Annotated in this window: 18 protein-coding genes and 1 riboswitch; of the genes, 2 read left to right on the forward strand and 16 right to left on the reverse strand. The window is 66.4% G+C overall.

Features of this window, described 5'->3' with window-relative positions; translation table 11 throughout:
• Window positions 1-5: 5 nt before the first annotated feature.
• The 3 genes from CRO07_RS04795 to CRO07_RS04805 form a co-directional block, all read right to left on the reverse strand.
• Window positions 6-1133: an aminotransferase class V-fold PLP-dependent enzyme gene (locus tag CRO07_RS04795; protein ID WP_097029552.1), complete on the reverse strand. Its 1128-nt coding sequence runs from the start codon at window positions 1131-1133 to the stop codon at window positions 6-8.
• 210 nt (window positions 1134-1343) lie between these two features.
• On the reverse strand, window positions 1344-1802 hold the full coding sequence (locus CRO07_RS04800; RefSeq protein WP_097029553.1) for an Lrp/AsnC family transcriptional regulator: 459 nt from the start codon (window positions 1800-1802) through the stop codon (window positions 1344-1346).
• Entirely contained in the window at window positions 1799-2254 is a 456-nt protein-coding gene (locus CRO07_RS04805) for an Lrp/AsnC family transcriptional regulator (RefSeq protein WP_097029554.1), read from the reverse strand. The genes CRO07_RS04800 and CRO07_RS04805 overlap by 4 nt, the downstream gene beginning before the upstream one ends.
• Before the next feature lie 131 nt (window positions 2255-2385).
• Between CRO07_RS04805 and ilvC the strand changes: the two genes are divergently transcribed.
• Window positions 2386-3408 carry a ketol-acid reductoisomerase gene (ilvC, locus tag CRO07_RS04810; protein WP_097029555.1) on the forward strand — a complete coding sequence of 341 codons (1023 nt, stop codon included), beginning with the start codon at window positions 2386-2388 and terminating at the stop codon, window positions 3406-3408.
• 48 nt (window positions 3409-3456) lie between these two features.
• Here the strand turns inward: ilvC and CRO07_RS04815 are convergent, their stop codons facing one another.
• The 9 genes from CRO07_RS04815 to CRO07_RS04855 form a co-directional block, all read right to left on the reverse strand.
• Window positions 3457-3654, reverse strand: a complete 198-nt coding sequence (locus tag CRO07_RS04815; RefSeq protein ID WP_235840930.1) for a hypothetical protein — start codon at window positions 3652-3654, stop codon at window positions 3457-3459.
• A 103-nt stretch (window positions 3655-3757) separates the two neighbouring features.
• Window positions 3758-5101, reverse strand: coding sequence for a phosphoglucosamine mutase (gene glmM, locus CRO07_RS04820; protein WP_097029556.1), 1344 nt, complete (start codon window positions 5099-5101; stop codon window positions 3758-3760).
• On the reverse strand, window positions 5098-6117 hold the full coding sequence (gene folP, locus CRO07_RS04825; protein WP_097029806.1) for a dihydropteroate synthase: 1020 nt from the start codon (window positions 6115-6117) through the stop codon (window positions 5098-5100). The genes glmM and folP overlap by 4 nt, the downstream gene beginning before the upstream one ends.
• Before the next feature lie 46 nt (window positions 6118-6163).
• Window positions 6164-7066 (reverse strand): dihydroneopterin aldolase, encoded by a 903-nt coding sequence (locus tag CRO07_RS04830; protein ID WP_097029557.1) that lies wholly within the window; start codon window positions 7064-7066, stop codon window positions 6164-6166.
• A gap of 98 nt (window positions 7067-7164) precedes the next feature.
• Window positions 7165-7830 carry a cell wall hydrolase gene (locus CRO07_RS04835; protein WP_097029558.1) on the reverse strand — a complete coding sequence of 222 codons (666 nt, stop codon included), beginning with the start codon at window positions 7828-7830 and terminating at the stop codon, window positions 7165-7167.
• A gap of 229 nt (window positions 7831-8059) precedes the next feature.
• Entirely contained in the window at window positions 8060-10606 is a 2547-nt protein-coding gene (locus CRO07_RS04840; protein ID WP_097029559.1) for a putative PEP-binding protein, read from the reverse strand.
• A 118-nt stretch (window positions 10607-10724) separates the two neighbouring features.
• Window positions 10725-12959 (reverse strand): glycine--tRNA ligase subunit beta, encoded by a 2235-nt coding sequence (glyS, locus tag CRO07_RS04845; RefSeq protein ID WP_097029560.1) that lies wholly within the window; start codon window positions 12957-12959, stop codon window positions 10725-10727.
• Between the two features lie 3 nt (window positions 12960-12962).
• Window positions 12963-13433: a DUF6446 family protein gene (locus CRO07_RS04850; RefSeq protein ID WP_097029561.1), complete on the reverse strand. Its 471-nt coding sequence runs from the start codon at window positions 13431-13433 to the stop codon at window positions 12963-12965.
• A complete protein-coding gene (locus tag CRO07_RS04855; RefSeq protein ID WP_097029562.1) occupies window positions 13430-14353 on the reverse strand; it encodes a glycine--tRNA ligase subunit alpha in 924 nt (307 codons plus the stop codon). Before CRO07_RS04855 ends, CRO07_RS04850 begins: the two co-directional genes overlap by 4 nt.
• 135 nt (window positions 14354-14488) lie before the next feature.
• Between CRO07_RS04855 and CRO07_RS04860 the strand changes: the two genes are divergently transcribed.
• Window positions 14489-16363, forward strand: a complete 1875-nt coding sequence (locus CRO07_RS04860; protein WP_235840931.1) for a trypsin-like peptidase domain-containing protein — start codon at window positions 14489-14491, stop codon at window positions 16361-16363.
• A gap of 39 nt (window positions 16364-16402) precedes the next feature.
• Here the strand turns inward: CRO07_RS04860 and CRO07_RS04865 are convergent, their stop codons facing one another.
• From CRO07_RS04865 to ptsP, 4 genes are all read right to left on the reverse strand, one after another.
• Window positions 16403-17860, reverse strand: coding sequence for a TrkH family potassium uptake protein (locus CRO07_RS04865; RefSeq protein ID WP_097029564.1), 1458 nt, complete (start codon window positions 17858-17860; stop codon window positions 16403-16405).
• A 100-nt stretch (window positions 17861-17960) separates the two neighbouring features.
• Complete coding sequence (gene folE2, locus CRO07_RS04870; protein ID WP_097029565.1) at window positions 17961-19040, reverse strand: GTP cyclohydrolase FolE2; 1080 nt, start codon at window positions 19038-19040, stop codon at window positions 17961-17963.
• Between the two features lie 98 nt (window positions 19041-19138).
• Window positions 19139-20320 carry an O-succinylhomoserine sulfhydrylase gene (metZ, locus tag CRO07_RS04875; protein ID WP_097029566.1) on the reverse strand — a complete coding sequence of 394 codons (1182 nt, stop codon included), beginning with the start codon at window positions 20318-20320 and terminating at the stop codon, window positions 19139-19141.
• Window positions 20321-20364: 44 nt separating this feature from the next.
• Window positions 20365-20443, reverse strand: a riboswitch (SAM riboswitch).
• 22 nt (window positions 20444-20465) lie between these two features.
• Window positions 20466-22709, reverse strand: a complete 2244-nt coding sequence (gene ptsP, locus CRO07_RS04880) for a phosphoenolpyruvate--protein phosphotransferase (RefSeq protein ID WP_097029567.1) — start codon at window positions 22707-22709, stop codon at window positions 20466-20468.
• Between the last annotated feature and the right edge of the window lie 20 nt (window positions 22710-22729).

Raw genomic sequence — 22729 nt, forward strand, 5'->3', positions numbered from 1 at the left:
GCCCCCTACAGCACGCGGTCGATCACCGCCCGCAACCGCGCCAGCGTGCCCTCGACATCGGTCAGCTTGTCCAAACCGAACAGCCCCAGCCGGAAGGTGCGGAACTCGGTCCCCTCGCCACATTGCAGCGGCACCCCCGCGGCGATCTGCATCCCCTCGGCCAGAAACTTCCGGCCGGTCTGGATCTCGGGATCGTCGGTAAAGCTGACCACCACCCCCGGCGCGGCAAACCCATCGGCCGCGACCGAAGGGATACCCTTTTCCGCCAGCATCGCCCGAACCGCCATGCCCAGCCGCCACTGCGCCGCCTTCATCGCCTCGAACCCCAGCGCCTTCGTTTCGGCCATCGCATCACGAAAGCCCAGCAGCGCATCGGTCGGCATCGTGGTGTGATAGGCGTGCCCGCCGCCCTCATAGGCCGCCATGATCGCACGCCATTTCTTCAGATCCAGCACGAAACTGTCCGACGTGCTGGCCTCAAGCCGCGCCATGGCCCGCGCCGACATCATCACCAACCCCGCCGAGGGCGAGGCCGACCACCCCTTCTGCGGCGCCGAGATCAACACATCCACCCCGGTGGCCCTCATGTCCACCCAGACCGCCCCGCTGGCGATGCAGTCCAGCACCATCAGCGCGCCCACCTCATGCGCCGCCGCCGCCACCGCGGCGATATAATCGTCCGGCAGGATGATCCCGGCCGAGGTTTCCACATGCGGCGCAAACACCACATCCGGCTTCACCTCGGCAATCTTTGCCACCACCTCCGCGACGGGGGGCGGCGCGAACGGCGACCGCGCCCCGTTGCCGGACGCCCGCGCCATCACCACCGTCTGCCGGGCCGCAAAATCTCCGGCCTCGAAAATCTGCGTCCAGCGATAGGAAAACCAACCGTTGCGCACGACCAGCGCATGGCCGCCACCGGCAAACTGCCGCGCCACCGCCTCCATCGCGAAACTGCCGCCGCCGGGCACAAGCGCCACCGCCTCGGCGGCATAAACCTCGCGCAACATCCCCGAGATATCCCGCATCGCCTGCTGGAACCTTGCGGACATGTGGTTCAGCGAACGGTCGGTGAATACCACCGAAAACTCCTGCAAACCGTCAGGATCGACATCCGGGCGCAGCGCGGGCATGAAAACTCTCCTTCTTTCCTCGCCCCAGATTGCCGCCACCCCACCCGCGCCGCCAGCCGAAAAAGGTCGCATCCCCGTCACTTTCATTCTGGCGGAAATATCCTCGGGGGGAGGTTTCGGTCTGGATACCCTCGACCAGAGGGTATCCAGACCGAAACGCCCGCCCATGGGCGGGCACGGGGGGCAGACAGCCCCCCGCGACGCCGGCCCCTAGCCCAGCGGGCCGGGGCGTTTTTCCTCGGTCAGCAACACATTCGCCTCGACCTGCCCCACCCCCGGCAGGGTCATGATCCGCCGACGCAGCACGCGCTCGAAATCCGCAATGTCGCGCGCCACCACCCGCAGGCGATAATCGAACAGGCCCAGCACATGCTGAACCACCTGAACCTCGGGGATCGCCGTCACCGCGCGCTCGAAATCCTCAAGACTGACACGCCCCTTCGTTGCCAGCTTCACGCCCAGAAACACCGTCACGCCGAATCCCAGCGCCTCGCGGTCCACCACCACCCGGCGGCCGACGATCACACCCGCCTCTTCCAGCCGCCTGATCCGCCGCCACGCCGCCGGCTGCGACAGGCCGAACCGGCGGCCCAGCGCACCCGCGCTGACGGTGGCATCCTCGGCCAGGGCGCGCAGCAAGGCGCGGTCGGTATCGTCCAGATCGATCACAGCGGCAGCGCCTCGGCGTCCTTGATCGCGGCCACCAACATCAACGCCTCGATATCGGCGATATGGGGCAGCGTCAGGATGCGCGCGCGGTACAGCTCCTGGTAATGCTTCATGTCCCGCGCGATCACATTCAGCCGCACATCGACGCGGCCCAGAAAGGTCTCGATCCCGATCACCTCGGGCACCTGCCGCGCCGCAGCAAGGAACTCGTCAAAGGCCCGCGGGTCGGTCTTGTCCAGCGTGAAGCGCAAGCTGACCTCGACCGCATAGCCCAGCTTGCGCCAGTCGATCACCGCCTGCCGGGCGCCGATCACGCCGCGCTCGGTCAGCCGCTCCAGCCGCCGCCAGCAGGTGGCCGTGGTCAGCCCTGCGCGCTCGGCCAGCTCTGCCGTGCCCAGCGATGGCTCGGCCAGCAGGTGGCGCAACAGGCGGCGGTCGGTATCGTCAAGCATGGCTATTTCATCAAACGCAAATCTTGAACATGATCTTTGCCAGATACGGCGGAAATCGTCAAACTTTGCAGCCGTTCTCGCCCCCCGCATCCCTATGGTGCGCACCAGTTCATCACCGAAAGGAGCGCCCCATGCGCGTCTATTACGATCGCGACTGCGACATCAACCTGATCAAGGACAAGAAGGTCGCCATCCTCGGCTATGGGTCGCAGGGCCACGCCCATGCGCTGAACCTGCGCGACTCGGGCGCGAAGAACGTGGTCGTCGCGCTGCGCGAAGGCAGCCCCTCGGCCAAGAAGGCCGAAGGTGAAGGGCTGAAGGTCATGGGCATCGCCGAGGCCGCCGCCTGGTGCGACGTCATCATGTTCACCATGCCCGACGAGCTTCAGGCCGAGACCTACAAGAAATACGTCCACGACAACCTGCGTGAAGGCTCGGCGATCGCCTTCGCCCACGGCCTGAACGTGCATTTCGGCCTGATCGAGCCGAAGCCCGGCGTCGACGTCATCATGATGGCGCCCAAGGGCCCGGGCCACACCGTCCGCGGCGAATATGTCAAGGGCGGCGGCGTGCCCTGCCTTGTGGCGGTTCACAAGGACGCGACCGGCAAGGCCATGGAAATCGGCCTGTCCTACTGCTCGGCCATCGGCGGCGGGCGTTCGGGCATCATCGAAACCAACTTCCGTCAGGAATGCGAAACCGACCTCTTCGGCGAGCAGGCGGTGCTGTGCGGCGGTCTGGTCGAGCTGATCCGCATGGGCTTTGAGACGCTGGTGGAAGCCGGCTACGAGCCCGAAATGGCCTATTTCGAGTGCCTGCATGAAGTGAAGCTGATCGTGGACCTGATCTACGAAGGTGGCATCGCCAACATGAACTACTCGATCTCGAACACCGCTGAATACGGCGAATATGTCTCGGGTCCGCGCATCCTGCCCTACGAGGAAACCAAGGCCCGGATGAAGGCGGTTCTGACCGACATCCAGACCGGCAAGTTCGTGCGCGACTTCATGCAGGAAAACGCCGTCGGCCAGCCGTTCTTCAAGGCCACCCGTCGCATCAACGACGAACACCAGATCGAACAGGTCGGCGAGAAACTGCGCGCCATGATGCCGTGGATTTCCAAGGGCAAGATGGTCGACCGTTCGCGGAACTGATCGGAAATACCTCGGAAGACATGAAAGGCGCCCCGCGGGGCGCCTTTTTCAGTCCGGAACCGGCGATGCGTCGGGCTTGTCGGCGGGTATAGGGCCGTCCTTCCTTCGGAACGCCACGCCCCCTTGTCGGCCGTCCTTGGCCAGCGTCGATTTCGGCGCGTTCGGGTCGTGGCGGCGGGCCTTGATCCGGTCCTTGCTGACAAGGGCGAACAGAAGCGCCGCCAGCAAGGCAAGAAGAAACGGCAACTAAACAATCCAGGCAAATCCATCGCGGTCTCGTTGTCGGGTCAGGTCAGGCGGCTTTGGCTGATCCCCCGACAAGTCCCCGCGCGGGCGCGTGTTCCCGGCCTTACGCTGCGTCCTCGACCGCGGCGACGATGCCATCGACCACTTCATGCAGCAGCGCCTCGTCCTCGCATTCGGCCATGACGCGGATCAGCGGCTCGGTCCCCGACTTGCGGATCAAAAGCCGCCCCGCCCCGGTCAGCCGCCCTTCGGCCGCGCGGATCACCGCCTCGACCGCTGGCGCCTTGAGCGGTTCCTGCCCGGCGGCATAGCGCACGTTCTTCAAAAGCTGCGGCACGGTCTGAAAGCTGCGCGCCAGATCCGAGGCCCGCCGCCCGGTCTGCGCCATCGCGGCCAGAAACTGCAACCCTGCCAGCAGCCCGTCGCCGGTGGTGGCATAATCCGTCATCACGATATGGCCCGACTGCTCGCCACCCAGGTTCCAGCCGCCGCGCCGCATCGCCTCGACCACATAGCGGTCCCCCACCGGCGTGCGTTCCAGCCGCAGGCCACGCCCGGCAAGGAACCGCTCCAACCCAAGGTTCGACATCACGGTGGCCACCAGCGTGCCATCGCGCAACCGCCCTTCGTCGGCCCAGCGTGCGGCGAACAGCGCCATCAGCTGATCGCCATCAGCGGCCGTCCCGGTCTCATCCAGGATGATGACCCGGTCGGCGTCGCCATCAAGGCAGATCCCCACATCGGCCCCGTGCGTGCGCACGGCCTCGGCCGCGGTCGCCGTATGGGTCGAGCCGCAGCGCAGGTTGATGTTCTTGCCGTTCGGATGCACGCCGATCGGGATCACCTCGGCACCCAGTTCCCACAACACTTCAGGGGCGGCGCGATAGGCAGCCCCGTTGGCGCAATCGATCACCACCTTCAGCCCGTCAAGGCGCAGCCCCGCCGGAAAGGTGGTCTTGCAATATTCCTGATAGCGGCCTCGGCCGTCCTCGATCCGTTTGGCGCGGCCGATATTGCCGGGCTGGGCGGGCTGGATCTGACCTTCCAGAATCGCCTCGATCTCGGCTTCGGCCTCATCGGACAGCTTGAAACCGTCGGGGCCGAAGAACTTGATCCCATTGTCTTCGTGCGGGTTGTGGCTGGCCGAGATCATCACCCCCAGATCCGCCCGCATGGATTTCGTCAGAAACCCCACCGCCGGCGTCGGCACCGGACCCAGAAGCAGGACGTTCATGCCGGTCGAGGTCAGCCCCGCCGTCAGCGCGTTTTCCAGCATATACCCGGACAGCCGGGTGTCCTTGCCGATCACCACCCGATGCGCGCCGCCGCCCACGGGCCGGAAATAGCGCCCCGCCGCCGCACCAAGGCGCAGCGCCATTTCGGCGGTCATCGGGTAGGTGTTGGCCGTGCCGCGCACGCCGTCGGTGCCGAAAAGTTTCCGTGTCATGCCTGTTCCCCTTCGGCCTCTGTCACTGCGCGCCAGACCGTCAGCGCCTGCCGGGTTTCGCGCACATCATGCACCCGCAGTATCTGTGCCCCCTGTGCCGCCCCCGCAAGCGCCACCGCGACCGAGCCCGCCATCCGCCGATCCGCCACCGGCTCGTCCGCCAGCGTGCCGATGAACCGCTTGCGCGAGGCCCCCAGCAGGATCGGGCAGCCCAGCCCGTGAAACAGCGACAGCCGCCGCACCAGCGCCAGATTATGCGCGACGGTCTTGCCGAAACCGATGCCAGGATCGGTCACGATCCGCGCCCGCGGAATGCCCGCGGCTTCGGCTGCGCGGATGCGATCGGCCAGCCAGTCATAGACATCGAGCAACACATCGTCATAGCGCGGATCGGCCTGCATCGTGTCGGGCGTGCCCTGCGCATGCATCAGGCAGACCGGCGCCGCATGATCGGCCACCACCGCAGCCAGTCCCGGATCATGGGTCAGCGCCGCCACATCGTTCACCAGATCGGCCCCCGCCTTCAGCGCGGCCGCGGCCACCGCCGCCTTGCGGGTGTCGATCGAAATGGGCGTGGACAGCCCCTGCCCGCGCAACAGCTCGATCACCGGCGCGGTGCGGGCGATTTCCTCGGCCGGATCGACATCGGCCGCGCCGGGGCGCGTGCTTTCGCCGCCGATGTCCAGCATGTCGGCCCCGTCCGCCACCATCGCCTGCGCCCGCGCCAATGCCTCTGGCAGCGCGGCAAAGCGGCCCCCGTCCGAGAAACTGTCGGGCGTCACGTTCAGGATGCCCATGATCCGCGGCCGGTCCATCACCAGCCCCGCCACATCCGGGCGCTGCGCGATCAGCGGCGCCAGCACCGCGTCCGGCAGATCAGACACCGGCACGACAACCGGCGGGCGGGCGCGTTCCAGTATTTCGACCCGGTCAAAGACCAGTGCCCCCCCGGCAAGGGGCAGCGCATCGCGGGGGCGGACAGGATCGGCAAGCGGGATGGGGCGGTAATAGATCATGCGCCCGGTTTTGCGGCGCGGCGGGCCGGCGCGCAAGCCCCCGCCGTCAGGCGCGTTCCAAGGGCACGCGGCTTCCCGCCGGCAATGTCACATCGCCGTGAACCACCATCCGGGCGGCCGCCAGCATCTCGGCCAGCCACAGCGCCAGTGCCACCGGATCGCGCGAGTTCGGCCCGTCGACCGCATCCAGCACCAGCTTCGACGGCGCCCAGACCACGGTCTGGCCATGCCGCATCGCCCAGTCGATCTCGGTCCGGCTGGACACCACCACGCAGCGCGGATCGCGCGCTGCCAGCCGCCAGCCATTCTGCTCGATCGCCAGAAGGTCGATCCGGCGCTGGGTCGGACGGTGGCCGGTCTGCGGCGGCGTCTCGGGAGGCAGGCCCACGGCGAGCACCAGCGGCAGCCCCCGCGCCACCAGCCCATCCAGCACCGCAGGCAGCCCGGCCGAGGCGATGGCGGCATTGTCGAGATAGGCCACCAGAGGATGCACCGCCTCGCCGCCCTCGGCGGTGCGCCGGACCGGCGCCTCGGCGCGCGAGCGGACGATTTCCACCCCCAGCGCCCCCGGGCCGCGATCCAGCTTTTCGATCCGCACAAAGACCCGCATCGCCTGCGGCTCGGCCAGGATGCGCTCGGCGATGCGTTCGGCCAGGGTTTCCAGCAGGTTCAGCCGTTCCGCCGACAGTTCCGCCGCAATGGATTCGGTGATGCGGTCATAAGACAGGATACGGTCCACATCGTCCTGAAGCGGCGCGGGATGGGGGCGCACCTCGACCACCACATTGAAGCGGATACGCTGGCGGGTGCCGCGTTCCTGCTGAAAGGCGCCGATCTCGACCTCGGCCACATGGTCGCGCAGGCTGATCCGGTCGCGCGGGGCCGCGCCGGCCGAAGCCTCAGCCCGTTCTTCGGGATGGGCAAAGGCAAGGCGGATGTCGTTGGTCAAGGCGGTCTCCCGGCGCTGCTTCCGGGCAGCATAGTCCCGTCACCCGCCCCGCCTAGCCCGAAGGCGGCAGCCAAGGCAAGGCTTGCGACAGAACCGGGTCAGGAGCCGGGCTGACGATAGAACAGATGCCCGCCAATGGCGGCCGTGCGCGGAAAGCGATGCGCCCAGCCCGGCCGAACCGCGCGGGTGTGGAAATGCGTGGCCCCCTGCGTCAGCGCCCGCGGCGCCCCGGCCAGCATTGCCGCCGCGATCTTGCCCGCGCGCTGGAAGGCGGCCTTTTCGCGGATCGTGTCGGGCTGGCCGTCGAACGTATAGGAAAACTGCCCGCCCTGATGCACCACCCCGCAGATCGACCGCGGATAGCCCGGACTGTCGACCCGGTTCAGGATCACCTCGGCCACGGCAACCTGACCTTCGATCGGCTCGCCGCGGGCTTCAAAATACAGCGCGGTCGCCAGACATTGCCATTCGCGCGACGCGGCAGGCACCGGCTGGGTGGCAAGCCAGCGTTCATCCAGCCGGGGGGCGGCGGGCGCCGCATCGGCCTTGCCGGTGGCGCGCTTCACCGCGCCTGCCATCGCCTCAAGCCGGTGGGTGGGAAGCGAGCCCAGCGCGGTGCGCTCGGCGCCCAGCAGGGCTGACAGGTGTCCGCCAAGACTGGCGGTCGGATCGTTGGACTGGCTCACCGTCACATCGGCGAAGGCCGCTCCACTCAGGAACGTCAGCGCCACCGCGCTGCGCACCCAGGTCTTAAGCAAGCACATGTTTCTGTTCCCGGTCACTTTCCACGCGCGTCAAAAGTCCGGAACCGACCGCCTGTTTTTTCGGCTCCGACGCGCAACGGGGTCGTGGCTAGCCGGATTCGATCCGACGAGTCCACCCGTGCGACATTTATGCCACATCCTTATGCGCTAAAAATGGGCGAGAATCTGCTCATCCCCCGGGCAGGTGCCTGCGACACCCTTTCGCAGATTCCAGATCAAGCCCCTGAAATCAGTGGGGTTTTGCCGCCATCCGTTCCCGGATCGCCAGATGAGCGGCAGCCAGCCTAGCCAGCGGCACGCGATAGGGCGAACACGAGACATAGTCGAAACCGGCCTTGCGGCAGAACTCAATCGATTCGGGATCCCCCCCGTGTTCGCCACAGATCGAGACCACCAGATCCGGCCGGGTGCGCCGCCCGCGTTCGGCCCCGATCAACAGAAGCTCGCCCACGCCATCGACATCCAGAATGTGGAACGGATCTTCGGGGAACACCCCGCTTTGAACGTAAGTGTTCATGAACCGCCCCGCATCATCGCGCGACAGGCCATAAGTCATCTGTGTCAGATCGTTGGTGCCGAAAGACAGGAAGGCGGCGTGCTGTGCGATTTCGCCCGCGCGCAGCGCCGCGCGCGGCGTTTCCACCATCACGCCCAGGCGATAGGCAAAATCGCGGCCGAACTTGGTATGCACGGCGGCGGCCACGGCATCGATCCGGGTCTTGACCAACTCGACCTCGCGCCGGGCCGAGACCAGCGGGATCATGATTTCAGGCACCACCGGATCGCCGCGGCGCGCGACTTCCAGCGTCGCCTCGAAGATCGCCTGCGCCTGCATGTCATAGATTTCAGGCAAGGCGATACCAAGGCGGACACCGCGCATCCCCAACATCGGGTTGAACTCGGCCATTGCCTCGACACGGCGCATCACCTCGGACAGCGGCCGGTCAAGCGCCTCGGCCAACTCCAGCATCCCTTCGCGCGAATGGGGCAGAAATTCGTGCAACGGCGGGTCAAGCAGACGGATACAGACCGGATGACCCTGCATGATTTCGAAAAGTTGCACGAAATCGGCGCGTTGCATCGGCAAAAGACGGGCCAGGGCGGCCGCGCGGTCGGTCGCGCTGTCGGCAAAGATCATCTCGCGCATCACCACCAGACGGTCGTCGGTGAAGAACATATGCTCGGTCCGGCACAGACCGATGCCCTGCGCCTCGAACTCGCGCGCCACCAGCGCTTCGGCGGGGGTGTCGGCATTGGCGCGCACGCCGATGTCGCGCATCTCGTCGGCCCAGGACAACAGCTTGCGGAAACAGCCGTCCAGCGCGGGCGACAGCATGGCGGCGGCGCCCGCCAGCGCCTCGCCGGCGGTGCCGTCCACGGTGATGATGTCGCCTTCGGTGAAGATGCGGCCGTCGGGGGCGACCAGTCGCTTGTCCCGCGCATCCAGCCGCATATCAGAGGCGCCGACAACGCAGGGCAGGCCCAGACCGCGCGCGATCACCGCCGCATGGCTGGTGACGCCGCCGCGTTCAGTCAGCACACCGGCGGCGCAGTTCATGCCGCGGATATCCTCGGGCGAGGTTTCGCGCCGGACAAGGATGCAGGGCTCGCCCCGCGCGGCCGAGGCCTGCGCGGCCTGTGACGAGAACACGATCCGCCCCACCGCCGCGCCGGGGCTGGCCGGGATGCCGCGCACGAAACGGTCGCGCTTGCCGCGCGGATCGACCTGCGGGTGCAGAAGTTCCGACAGCGCCCGCGGCTCGACCCGCAACAGCGCCTCGGCGCGGGTGATGACCTGATCCTCGGCCAGGGCCACTGCGATTCGCAGCCCCGCACGCGACGACCGCTGCACCCGGACCGCATCAAGAACGGCCAACTGACTGTCCTCGATGGTAAATTCTATCTGCATCTCTTCGCGCAGGCGGGCGCGACAGACCGAGCCGTGCCGGCAGAGCGCGGCAAAGATCTCGGGCGCGCGATCTTCCAGCGACGGCCCCCGCGGATCGCGCGTCAGATACAGCGTTTCGGCCTTGCGATGGCGTCCGCCGGACTGGTTGAAGAACCGCCCCGTGACCTGCGGCCCACCGGTGGCAGGATCGACGAACTGGATCACCCCCGAACCCGAGATCCCCTGCCCCAGATCCTGCGCCATTTCCTGCACGACAAGGCCCAGACGGGCATCTTCGGCTGCGCCCTTGGCCTGCCGCAGCAGCCGCGCGGTCGTGCCTTCCCAGGCGCGGGCCATCGAGCGCAGCACTTCGGCCAGCTGCCGCGCCGGATCTTGCGGGAAGGGCTCGTCCATTTCCTCGGACCAGGCATGGAGGGCCGCGCGCAGCGCCTCGCCCGAGGCGCCGGTGGTGTCGAACATCTCGGGGTCAAGGCGGGCGACATGGATCGCATAGCTTTGGATGAAGCCAAGGTAGATCGCGTTGGCGGCTTCCTCGCCGTGGCTGCGGGCAAGGGCCGCGTGGCGCGCGGCGTTCATGCCGATGTTGAGCACGGTGGCGGGGCCGCCCCAGTCAGGGTTTTCCGGGCTGGGGCGGACCGAAACCAGCGGCGTCGGGCCGAAATGCGCAAGGATCGCCTCGCAGTCGACGGCATGGCCGGTGGCGATCTGGCGCACGGTGCTGGCGGGAACCGCGACGGTGGTCGGCACCGGCAGATCAAGCCGGACCAGGCGTTGCAGGCATTTTGCCCGGAAGCCATGGGTTTTCAGGCTGATGGCAGCCATGCATGTGATGCGGTCGAAGTCGCTGATAGGCTCGATTTTCTGCACTGCGGCGCTCCCTTGCGGGCAGGATACGCTTCGTGAGCGGGGGTGCAAGCGGAGAGGTGGCGGCGGGGGTTTCACACCCCCGCACCCCCGTGGGATATTTGGGCCAGAATGAAGGGGATCAGCCTTCGATCCGGGTCAGATCCGCGACCTGGGCGCAGGTGGTGCGGATGGTGTGCAGCATGTTCAGCCGGTTGCGGCGCAGCACCGGGTTTTCGGCATTGACCTGGACGGCGGTGAAGAAAGCATCAATGGGGGCGCGAAGGGCGGCCATCGCGGCCATGGCGGCGGCGAAATCCTCTTGCGCCATGGCCGGGGCGATGGTCGCCTGCGCCGTTTCGAGAGCGGTGAACAGGGCGCGTTCTTCTTTGGTTTCGGCGAATTTTGGGTCGGCGCCGAAGCTGTATTCGACGCCGTCTTTCGCCTCGGCCTGGGTAAGGATGTTGTTCGCGCGTTTGAAGCCTTGCAGGAGGTTGGTGCCGTCGTCGGTCTTGAGGAAGGCCGAGAGGGCCTCGGCGCGTTTGACCAGAAGGGTCAGGTCGTCGTTGCCGGGCATGGCGAGGCAGGCGTCGATCACGTCATGCCGGATCCCCTGCTCGCGCAGGTGGACCTTCAGGCGGTCGTGGAAGAAGGAGAGGAGATTGGGGCCGATGTCTCTGACAGCAATATCGGCGCTGAAATCAGAAATCACGGCGAAGGCATCATATTCTTTGTTGTCGATCTGCGCGAGCAGCTTCTCGGCAAAGTTCTTCTGCCCGATATCCGAGAGTGCCGCGGCGGCTGCCACTGTTTTGCTGCCATAGACGTTTCCGATCTGCGATCCGACATGCGCTGCGACGCGTGTTGCGATGAACTGAATCAAGGCAACTCGCACATCCCGCGCCAACAACAACCGGATCACCCCGAGCGCCGCCCGCCGCAACGCGAAGGGATCCTTGCTGCCGGTGGGCTTCTCGTCGATGGCCCAGAAGCCCGTCAGCGTGTCGATCTTGTCGGCCAGCGCCACGGCGACCGAGACCGGATCGGTGGGCACCTCGTCTGACGGCCCCAGCGGCTGGTAATGGGCCTTGCAGGCCAGTGCCACCGACTCTGGCAGGCCGGCGGCGCGGGCGTAATAGCTGCCCATCGTGCCTTGCAGTTCGGGGAACTCGTTCACCATCGCGGATTGCAGATCGGCCTTGGCCACGCGGGCGGCCTCGGCGGCCAAGTCCGGCGACGCGCCGACAAGGGGGGCGATTTCCCGCGCAAGGGATTCGATGCGCAGGATGCGGTCGGCCTGAGACCCCAGCTTGTTGTGGAAGGTGACATGGGCCAGCCCCGCGGCCATGCCTTCAAGGCCCACGGTCTGCACCGTGCGCAGGTCGTTTTCCCAGAAGAACCGCGCGTCCGACAGCCGCGCCGACAGCACCTTGGCATTGCCGGCCAGGATGGTTTCGCCATGGTCGGCGGTTTCGCGGTTGGCCACGGTCACAAAGCGCTCGATCCGGCCGGTGGCGGGGTTCCTGACCGAAAAGAACTTCTGATGCTCGCGCATCGAGGTTTGCAGAACCTCGGGCGGCAGCGACAGGAACTCGCCGCCGATGGCACCCATCAGCACCACGGGCCATTCGACCAGGCCCGCCACTTCCGCCAGAAGGCCCGCATCGGGGACGACCTCAAGCCCTAGGGCGAAGGCCTGCGTGGTGGCGTCGTGCCAGATCGCCTGTTCACGCTCGGCCGTGTCCAGCATCACGAAGGCGCGGCGCAGTTTCGCGCGGTAGTCATCGAACGAGGTCACGGCAATGCGGGCGGGCGCCATGAAGCGGTGGCCCTCGGTGGTGTTGCCCGCGGTCAGATGGTCCAGGGTGACGGGGACGACCTCTGCCCCGCCCTCGTCCGTCAGCAGGCAGAGGATCGAATGCAGCGGGCGCACCCAGCGCAGGGTTCCGCTGCCCCAGCGCATCGACTTGGGCCAGGGGAAGGTGCGGATGGTGCGTTCCAGCACCTCGGCCACGATGTCAGGCGCGCGGCGGCCGGGCTTTTCCACCACGGCAAACAGCACCGCGCCCTTCTTGTCCTCGCGCAGTTCAAGCTGATCGCGGGTCAGGCCGGTGGATCGCAGAAAGCCTTCGATCGCCGCGGCCGGCGCGTCGGCCTTGGGGCCTTTGCGTTCCTCGCGCAGCGCGGGGCTTTCGGCCGACAGGCCCTGCACCGTCAGCACCAGCCGCCGCGGAGTGGAAAAGGCGCCCGCCGTGGCATAGGTCAGGCCGGCCTCGACCAGACCATCCGTCACCAGTTTCTTCAGATCCTCGCGCGCACGGGCCTGCATCCGGGCGGGGATCTCTTCCGAGAAGAGTTCGATCAGCAGGTCGGGCATGGGTCACTGGTCCTCGGGATGAAGCTGATGCCAGGCGTAGGCACGGCCATCGGAAAAGACGGCCACGACACGATCGACGCCCGGCGCGATGTCACGTTCGGAAAGGAAGGCGATCGCCTCGCCGGTGCGCAGCGCCTGATCGATCCGGCGCGCGTCGAAACAATCGAACCACGGCGGCGCGTTCAGCGGCGTGGGGTCGGGATAGACGCGGTAGGTTTCCGTCAGCATGGCCTGCGACAGCGGCGTGGTGAAACAGGCGCGGAAGCGCAGCGGCGACGAGGCGGCGTCGATCCCGGTCACCTCGTCGGCGATGATGACCTCGGGGACTTCGCCAAGGATCGGGGTCAGGCGGATTTCCTCGCCGGGTTGAAAGGCGACCGGGTCGTAGAATGCGTGAAGTTGCAGCCACCAGACCGCCGCCCCGGCCAGCGCGGCGGTCAGCACAAGGCCACCTGCGACAAGCTTGCCATTCACGCAGCCGCCCCCGCTTCGGTCGTCACGAAGGCATCGGCGCATTGCTTCGCCAGCGCGCGGACGCGACCGATATAGGCCTGACGCTCGGTGACCGAGATCACACCGCGCGCGTCCAGAAGGTTGAACAGGTGGCTGGCCTTGATGCACTGGTCATAGGCGGGATGCGCCATGACGATGCGGCGCCCGGCCTTGTCCAGTTCCGGTGCCGACAGGATGCGCTGACATTCCGCTTCGGCATCCTTGAAATGCTGCAAAAGCATCTCGGTATCGGCCTGATCGAAGTTCCAGCGCGAATATTCCTGTTCGGTCTGGCGGAACACGTCACCATACTTCAGCGGCGTCGGGCTGTCGGGGTCGTTGTAGGGCATGTCCATGACGTGATCCACGCCCAGAACATACATCGCCAGCCGTTCGAGACCATAGGTCAGCTCGCCTGAGACGGGCTTGCAGTCATGCCCGCCGACCTGCTGGAAATAGGTGAACTGGCTGACTTCCATGCCGTCGCACCAGACCTCCCAGCCCAGGCCCCAGGCGCCCAGCGTGGGGCTTTCCCAGTCATCCTCGACAAAGCGGATGTCGTGCAGGTCCATATCGATCCCGATCGCCTGAAGCGAGCCGAGGTAAAGCGCCTGAAGATCGGGCGGCGACGGTTTGATCAGCACCTGATACTGGTAGTAATGCTGAAGCCGGTTGGGGTTCTCGCCATAGCGGCCGTCGGTGGGCCGGCGCGAGGGCTGGACATAGGCCGCAGCCCATGGCCGCGCCCCCAGCGAACGCAGCGTGGTCGCGGGGTGGAAGGTGCCGGCCCCCACCTCCATGTCGTAGGGTTGCAGCACCGCGCAACCTTTGCCGCCCCAGTAGGTCATCAGGCGCAGGATGATTTCCTGAAAGCTGCGGGGGGGAACGGGTTTGCCGGTCATGCGCTGGCCCTCTTGCAAAGCGCCCTCTCCATAGGCAAGAGGCGCGCAAGGGTCAATCGGCGGCAGCGGGCGGGGCCGGAATTGATCGGTATCCGGCCGCAGGCAAGGCAGCAGGCAAGGCGGGAACGGCGCATGATGAAACGGACGATCTTCCTTCTGTGGCTGGGCGCGGCGCTGGTGCAGATGCCTGCGGCATGGGCGCAGGACCAGACCCAGACCCGGCTTTGGGTGCAGATCGAGGCACGCCCGACCGAGGAACAGGCCGCCGAGCGCGCCCGCGCCTATGCCGAGATCTTTCCCGACGTCTCGTCCTACCGGCTGGCATCGGGCTGGTATGGCATCGTGCTTGGCCCCTACGGCCCCGAGGTGGCGCAGTTGCGGCTGGACGATCTTCTGGGCGCGGGGCTGATCCCGCGCGACAGTTTCATCGCCGATGGCACAGCCTTCCGCGAGCCGTTCATGCAGGCCGGGGCACCCGTTGCCGCCGAACCCGGCCCCGAACCGATGGCCGAACCGATGGCCGTCCCCGGCCCCGAGGATCTGCCCGAGGACGCGCCCCCCGTGGTCGAGCTGCCGCGGGCGACCGATCCGCTCGACATCGCCCCCGCGCCCGAGGAAGCCCCCGATGACGCCCCCGCGGTCGTGGCTACCCCCGCCCCCCCGCCGCTTCCCGACGAAAGCCCTGAACAGGCGCGACAGTCCGAGTCGGCACTGTCCCTGGACGAACGTCGGCAGATCCAGATGGCGCTGCAATGGTTCGGGCATTACGCCTCGTCGATCGACGGCGCCTTCGGTCCCGGCACCCGCGCCTCGATGAGCGCATGGCAACAGGCAACCGCGACCGAGCCGACCGGCATCCTGACCACCCGCCAGCGCGCGGACCTTCTGGCCCGCTTTCGCGCCGAACAGGCCGAGCTGGGGCTGGAACCCGTGACCGAGACGCAGGCCGGGATCGGCATCACCCTGCCCACCGCCCTTGTGCGCTTCGACCGCTATGACCCGCCGTTCGTGCATTGGCTGGAACGCGACGGATCGGGTGTGCAGGTCATGCTGATCAGCGAACCCGGCGATCAGGGCACGCTGCATGGCCTTTATGAAATCCTTCAGACCCTTGAAACCGTGCCGCCCGACGGGCTGCGCGAAAAGCGGGCCGAGTCGTTCACCATCGAGGGCCGGTCCGACCGCGTGGCCAGCTATACCCATGCCGAACTGAAAGGCGGGCTGATCAAGGGCTACATGCTGGTCTGGAACCCGGCCGATGACGCGCGCATGGCGCGGGTGCTGACGGCGATGCGATCAAGCTTCCGATCGCTGGGCGACCGCGCACTGGACCCGGGTCTGGTCGCGCTGACGGCCGATCAGCGCCGCGGGATGCTGGCGGGACTGGATCTGCGGCAGCCGAAGCTGTCACGGTCGGGCTTTTTCCTTGACGACAAGGGCACGGTGGTGACGACGCTTCAGGCGGTCGAGGGCTGCGCCCGCATCACCATCGACCGCGACACCGACGCCCGCGTGACGCTGACCGACCCGGCGCTTGGGCTTGCGGTGCTGGCGCCGCAAGCCCCGCTGGCCCCGCGCGCAACCGCAGCCTTCGCCACGACCGCCGCCCGGCCCGGCACGGCGGTGGCGGCCGCGGGCTATCCCTATGGCGAGAAACTGACCGCCCCCACCCTGACCTTCGGTGCGCTGGAAGACCTGACGGGACTTGAGGGCGAGCCGCACCTGCTGCGGCTGCATCTGGACACGCTTGATGGCGATGCCGGCGCGCCGGTGCTGGACGGAACGGGCGCGGTGATCGGGATGCTGCTGCCCAAGCCCACCGGCACGCGGCAGCTGCCGGCCAAGGTGGCCTTTGCGCTGTCGTCCGAGGCGTTGACGGCACGGCTTCAGCAGGCCGACCTTCAGCCGCGCCCCACGGCCGAGGGCGCAGGCACAGGCACAGGCAAATCCCCCGAGGATCTGGCCCGGATCGGTGACGGCCTTGCCGCGCTGGTATCGTGCTGGGATTAGGCCCCACCGCACCGTGCGGCGGCAGGGGATGCGGATTTGTCAGCCGCGCCAGAACCGCCGCATGAACAGCACATAGACCGACAAAAGCTCCAACCGGCCGACCATCATGCCCAGAATCATCAGCCATTTGGCGGGTTCGGGGAAGCCGTTGACGGCACCCGTCGGGCCGACCTCGGGGCCGAAGGCCGGGCCGACATTGGCAATCGCCGTCCAGGCGGCCGTGACCGCGGTCTTGGTCTGAAGCCCGGTCAGCGACAAAAGCACCGACAGCACGCCGAAACTCAGGATGAACATGGTGAAGAACAGGATCACCGAGTTGATGACATCCTCGGACACGCGCCGCCCTTCGTAATCGACAAAGATCACCGCGTTCGGGCTTTGCAGGCGGCGGATCTGCACCTTCACCGCCTCGATCAGGATCAGATAGCGGAACACCTTCACCGAACAGCCGGTGGACGAGGTGCAGCCCCCGATCAGCCCCACCACGATCAGCATCACGAAGGGAAACGGCCCCCATGTCGACAGATCGACACTGGCAAAGCCGGTGCCCGAGAAGACGGTGACCACGTTGAACGTCGTCTCGCGCACAAGGGCAGACAGGTCGGCGTTGGCGTTCGCAAACAGCTCATACCCCACGATCAGCGAGATCGCATACAGGTTCCAGCGCATATAGGCCCGAACCTGCGGATCGCGCCACAGCGGCCGGAAATCGCCCTGCGCCAGCTGGATAAAGCGGATGAACGGCAACGAGGCCAGCAGCATGAACACCACCGAGACATATTCCAGCGGCCCCTGAAACCGCGCGAAGGACGTGTCATAGCTGGAGAACCCGCCGGTCGACACCGTGGTCATCGCATGCAAGATGGCGTCGAACGGCCCCATGCCAAAGCCCATGTAGGCCAGCACGCACAGCACCGACAGCAGGATATAGATCCGGATCAGTGCGGTCGAAATGTCCAGCGCCCGGGGCAGGATCTTGCCCAGCGTGTCGAACCCCTCGGATCGGAAGAACTGCATCCCGCCGACCTTCATCACCGGCAGAAAGATCATCGCCACAATGACGATCCCCAGCCCGCCCAGCCATTGCAGGATGCCGCGCCACAGGTTGGTTCCCATGGGCAGGTTGTCCAGCCCGACGAAAGCCGTCGTCCCCGTGGTGGTCATGCCCGACATGGATTCGAACAGCGCATCCGCCAGACTGGCCCCGGGCTGGCCCAGCATGAAAGGCAGCGCGCCAAACAGCGGCAACACCAGCCAGACCCCGGTGGTCAGCAGAAAGGTCTGTTGCAGCGTCAGCCCGCGCCCCTTGCCGTTGGCATTGACACAGGCCAGCGCCAGCACCGCACCAAAGAGCGTGGTGATGATCGCGCTTTCCAGAAAGGCCATCCAGTGCCCGTTGCCCACCGCATAGTCGAGCGCGGTCGGAACCAGCATGATCACGCCCAGCGTGGCCACGAGCAGGCCGATGACATATCCGACGGGGCGCGGGTCGATCATGCCGAAGGCTTGGCCGCGCGCCCGGCAACTGTCAAGACAGCCAGCCGGGCCGCGGCCCCGGGTGATGCGCCGCGCGGCAGCGGCGCATCACCCCGCCGCCTCAGCCGATATGGTAAAGGCTGGCGAACAGACGCGGATCAAGACTGTCGGTCGCGAAGGTCGGCCCTTCCGTCAGCACCGAAACCGCATCATGGGAATGCAGGCTTTCCTGATGGCTGGCAACGACGCGGAAATCCCCGATTCGCGACTCGGATTGCAGCGCCTGACAGAAGCTGCGCGCGGCATCCTCGACAAAGATCGGATTGGCGGCATTCAACTCGGCAAAGGCCTGTTCGTCCTCGCGTTTCACCATCACCTGCGTCTCGGTCGGCACCGCGGCGCGGGCCAGTTCGATCAGATCTTCGAACCACAGACACTGGCCCGGCAGCACCTCGACCGAGATCCGCGCGACCGATCGCTGTGAATGGGGCGTGGCCAGTTGCCCCCGCTCACGCCGGGCATGTTCGGACAGTTCCAGCGAACACGGGCAGGTCGAGGAATAGACGAAATCAAGGTGCATGATCTTGCGGCGCACCCCGCCCTTGTCCACCAGTTCCAGCGCGATGTCGTAATACTGCCAGCCGACCAGCCCCGAACGCAGCGACGGCACCTTCACCGGGAAGGAAAACCGCATCTGGATGCGCGCGTCGAAGCTTTCCAGATCGCGTTTGTAGTCGTCCAGCGCGTGCTCGATCACCTCGAAGCTGAAGCTGCGTTCGGCATGGGCATAGAACGAGCGCATGATGCGGCTCATGTTGATGCCCTTCTTCTCGGCCTCGAGGCTGACGGTGCCCGTAACCGAGGTTTCCAGCGTCAGATCGCCATTGTCGCGGGTGTGATAGCGGATCGGCAGGCGAAAGTTCGAAATGCCGACATGCTGGATCACCGCCTTGGCGCCGACGATCAGGCTGGCGGGGCCGTTCTGAAGATCGGGCATCCCGGCCTTGTAGGCCTCGTCCGCTACAAAGCCCTTGGGATAGGTCCGGCTCAGGTCGGGATAGACCATCGACGGCACATCGGGGGCAAGCAGCGTGACCTCGCCCACCGGCGTTGCCCGCGCCCAGCGGCGCAGCAGGTCCAGCGCCGCCTCTGCCTCGTCGCGGCTAGGAATGCGGTCGGAAACCGGCGTCAGGATGTTCATTGCGCTCCCCCATCATCAGCAGCGGGTCGGGAACGGCCTATATAGCCATTCCCACCCGTTTTCCCAACAGTCCATTCGAATACGAGGGATGGGCCTTTTCAGATCACCTGAAGCGCATTTTTCAGATCCGCGATCAGATCGCCCGTATCCTCAAGCCCGACAGACAGCCGGATCAGCCCCGGCGTGATGCCCAGATGCGCTTTCTGATCGTCCGAAAGGCGCTGATGGGTGGTGGTGGCCGGATGGGTGGCGATGGATTTCGCATCGCCCAGATTGTTCGAAATCTTGATGATCTTCAGCCCATTCAGGAACCGGAACGCAGCCTCTTTTCCGCCTGCCAGATCCAGCGCGATCATCGTGCCGGGGCGCTTCATCTGCACCTTGGCCAGTTCGTGCTGCGGGTGGCTGGTCAGCGCCGGATGGATCACCCGCGCCAGCCGCGCATCACCGTCCAGCGCGCGGGCGATCGCCTCGGCGCTGTCGGCCATCGCCCGGCAGCGCAGATCCAGCGTCGCCATCCCGTTCAGCATCAGCCACGCATTGAACGGGCTGATCGAGCCGCCGGTGTGCTTCATGTAAGGTTCCAGCACCTTGCGGATGAAGTGACGCGAGGCACAGACCACCCCCCCCAGCGCCCGGCCCTGCCCGTCGATATGCTTGGTGGCCGAATAGATCACCACATCCGCGCCCTGCGCCACGGCCGTCGAAAACACCGGCGTGGCAAAGACATTGTCCACGATCACCAGAGCACCCACCGCATGGGCAATCGCGGAAATCGCGCCGATATCAACCACCTCCAGCGTGGGGTTGGACACCGACTCGAAGAAGACAGCCTTGGTTCCGGGCCGCACCGCTGCGCGCCACTGGTCCAGATCGGTGCCATCGACAAAGGTCACCTGCACCCCGAACCGGCCCAGCACCTCTTCAAGGATATAGATACACGATCCGAACAGCGCGCGGGCCGCCACGATATGGTCACCCGCCCGCACGATCGAGGTCAGAACCCCGTTCACCGCCGCCATCCCCGATGCGGTGGCAAAGGCGTCCTCGGTGCCTTCGACCGCGGCGATGCGGTCTTCGAACATGCGGGTGGTGGGGTTGCCATAGCGGGCGTAGATGAATTCATCCTCGGCGGTCTCGATGAACCGCGCCTCGGCCTGTTCGGCCGACTGATAGACGAAGCCCTGCGTCAGATAGATCGCCTCGGCCATCTCGCCATACTGGCTTCTCCGGCTGCCCGCATGGACAAGCTGTGTCCGCGTGTTCCAGTCTTTCGTCATCGGCCGTCCCCGAAACAAATAGCCCCCGCGCCGAAGAGCACGGGGGCTTGCAGGCCCTCGCCTCTTTAGCGGTTTCTTTAACGTGGCCCGCAATCCGGCAAACAAAGCACCACGCCGAAGGCCATAAGCCGAAGCGGAAAAGAGGTCAATCGACCTGTGTCGCCAGCCATTCAAGGATCGCCGGCCGCACCGTTTCCGCCCCCGAGGCGCGGGCCATCTCGATCACCGCCCGCGCGTCCGACAGATCCACCCGCCGCAGCAGCGCCTTGACCGGCCCGACAGACGCCGGACGCATCGACAGCGACCGGATGCCCAGCGCGGCAAAGCACAGGGCTTCGATCGGGCGGCCGGCATCCTCGCCGCAGAACGACAGCGGCGTGCCGGTTTCCGCACAGCGCGCGATGACATGTTCAAGGAAGGACAGAAAGCTGACGTTCAGCACGTCATAGCGACGGCGCACCCGTTCGTTTTCCCGGTCGGCGGCAAAAAAGAACTGCTTCAGATCATTGCCGCCGATCGAGACGAAATCCGTCATCTCGAAGAACGCCCGCGGCGCATAGGCAAGGCTGGGGGTTTCCAGCATGGTGCCGACCGAGATGTTCGTGGGCACCGGATGGCCAAGGCTGCGTTCGCGATGCAACTCGCGCAGCAGGTGGCTGCGCGCCATCATGAATTCGTGATGTTCGGACACGAAGGGGAACATGATGCACAGATCGCGTCCCGCCGCCGCCCGGATCAGCGCCTGCAACTGCATCCGCAGCACGCCGGGCTTGTCCAGCCCCACCCGGATCGCACGCCAGCCCATCGCCGGGTTCGGCTCGTCATGCGGTTTCAGATAGGGCAGCACCTTGTCCGAGCCGATGTCCAGCGTGCGGAAGATCACGCGATGCCCGCGCGCCGCATCCATGACGCGCGCGTAAAGCCGGGCCAGCTCGTCACGCTTGGGCATCTGGTTGCGGATCAGGAACTGAAGCTCGGTCCGGAACAGGCCGACGCCTTCGGCACCCGAACTGTCAAGGCTGGGCAGATCCGCCATCAGCCCGGCGTTCATCAGGATGCCGGTCACCGTGCCGCATTTCGACTGCGCCGGCAGATTGCGCAACGAGGCATAGCGTTCCTGCGCCTTGGCCATCATCGCCATCTTGTCGCGGAAGGCCGCCGCCACCGTCGCCTCGGGGCGCAGATGGACGACGCCGGCATCGCCGTCGAGCATGATGTGATCGCCGTTCAGCGCCTCGGTCGTGATGCGTTCGGCATGGATCACCAAGGGGATCGCCAGCGCCCGCGCGACAATCGCCGCATGCGACCCGACCGAGCCTTCCTCAAGCACCACGCCGCGCAGCTTGCGGCCGTATTCCAGCAGTTCCGCCGGCCCGATGTTGCGCGCGACCAGAACCGGATTTTCCGGCATCGCGGCGCCGGTGTCGCGGCCCTGCCCGGTCAGGATGCGCAGCAGGCGGTGCGACAGGTCATCCAGATCGTGCAGCCGGTCGCGTAGATAGGCATCGGGCACCTGTTCCAGCCGGGCGCGGGCGGCGGATTGTTCCTTTTGCACCGCCGCCTCGGCCGACAGGCCGGCCATGATGTCTTCTTCCATCCGGCGCAGCCAGCCGCGGGAATGGGCAAACAGCCGATAGGCTTCCAGAACCTGCCGTTGTTCCTTGTCCAGCGTCGAGGCCGACATCAGATCGTCCACCGACACCCGAAGCTGCGCCACCGCGGCGCGGATGCGGTCAAGTTCGCGTTCGGGGTCGTCGGCCACAGGGTTGGTCACCACCACCCGGGCCTCATGCAGCCAGACATGGCCTTCGGCCGCACCTTCCTGCCCGCAGCCGCCGCGGAACAGCACGGGCTGGGTGTGTTTGGCCGAGAGCGCCTCGCCCTCTCCGGTGAAAGCGCCCAGTTCGGCCATCTCGGCCAACACCATGGCGACCACCTCCAGCGCGTAAACCTCGTCGTCGGAATATTCGCGTTCGTCGCGCGACTGCACCACCAGAACGCCCAGCTTTTCACCGACGCGCTGGATCGGCACGCCCAGAAACGACGAGAACACTTCCTCGCCGGTTTCCGGCATGAAGCGGAAGCCGCGTTCCGACGGCGCATTGCCGGTGTTGATGGGGGTGGCGGTGCGCGCCACGCGGCCCACCAGCCCCTCACCCAGCTTCAGCCGGGTCTTGTGCACGGCCTCGGGCTTCAGGCCCTGCGTCGCGGACAACTCCAGCGTTTCCGCATCGCGGAACAGGTAGATCGAGCAGACCTCGGTCCGCATCGAGTCCGCAATCAGCGCGGTGATACGGTCAAGCCGGTCCTGCCCCGCACCGGACAGGGCCAGACTGTCCCGCAACCGCCTGAGAAGCTTGCGGCTTTCGCTTTCGCTGCGTTCAGGCATGACCCCCCGGCGCCAATGCC

The sequence above is a fragment of the Cereibacter ovatus genome (assembly GCF_900207575.1).
GTDB lineage: Bacteria > Pseudomonadota > Alphaproteobacteria > Rhodobacterales > Rhodobacteraceae > Cereibacter_A > Cereibacter_A ovatus.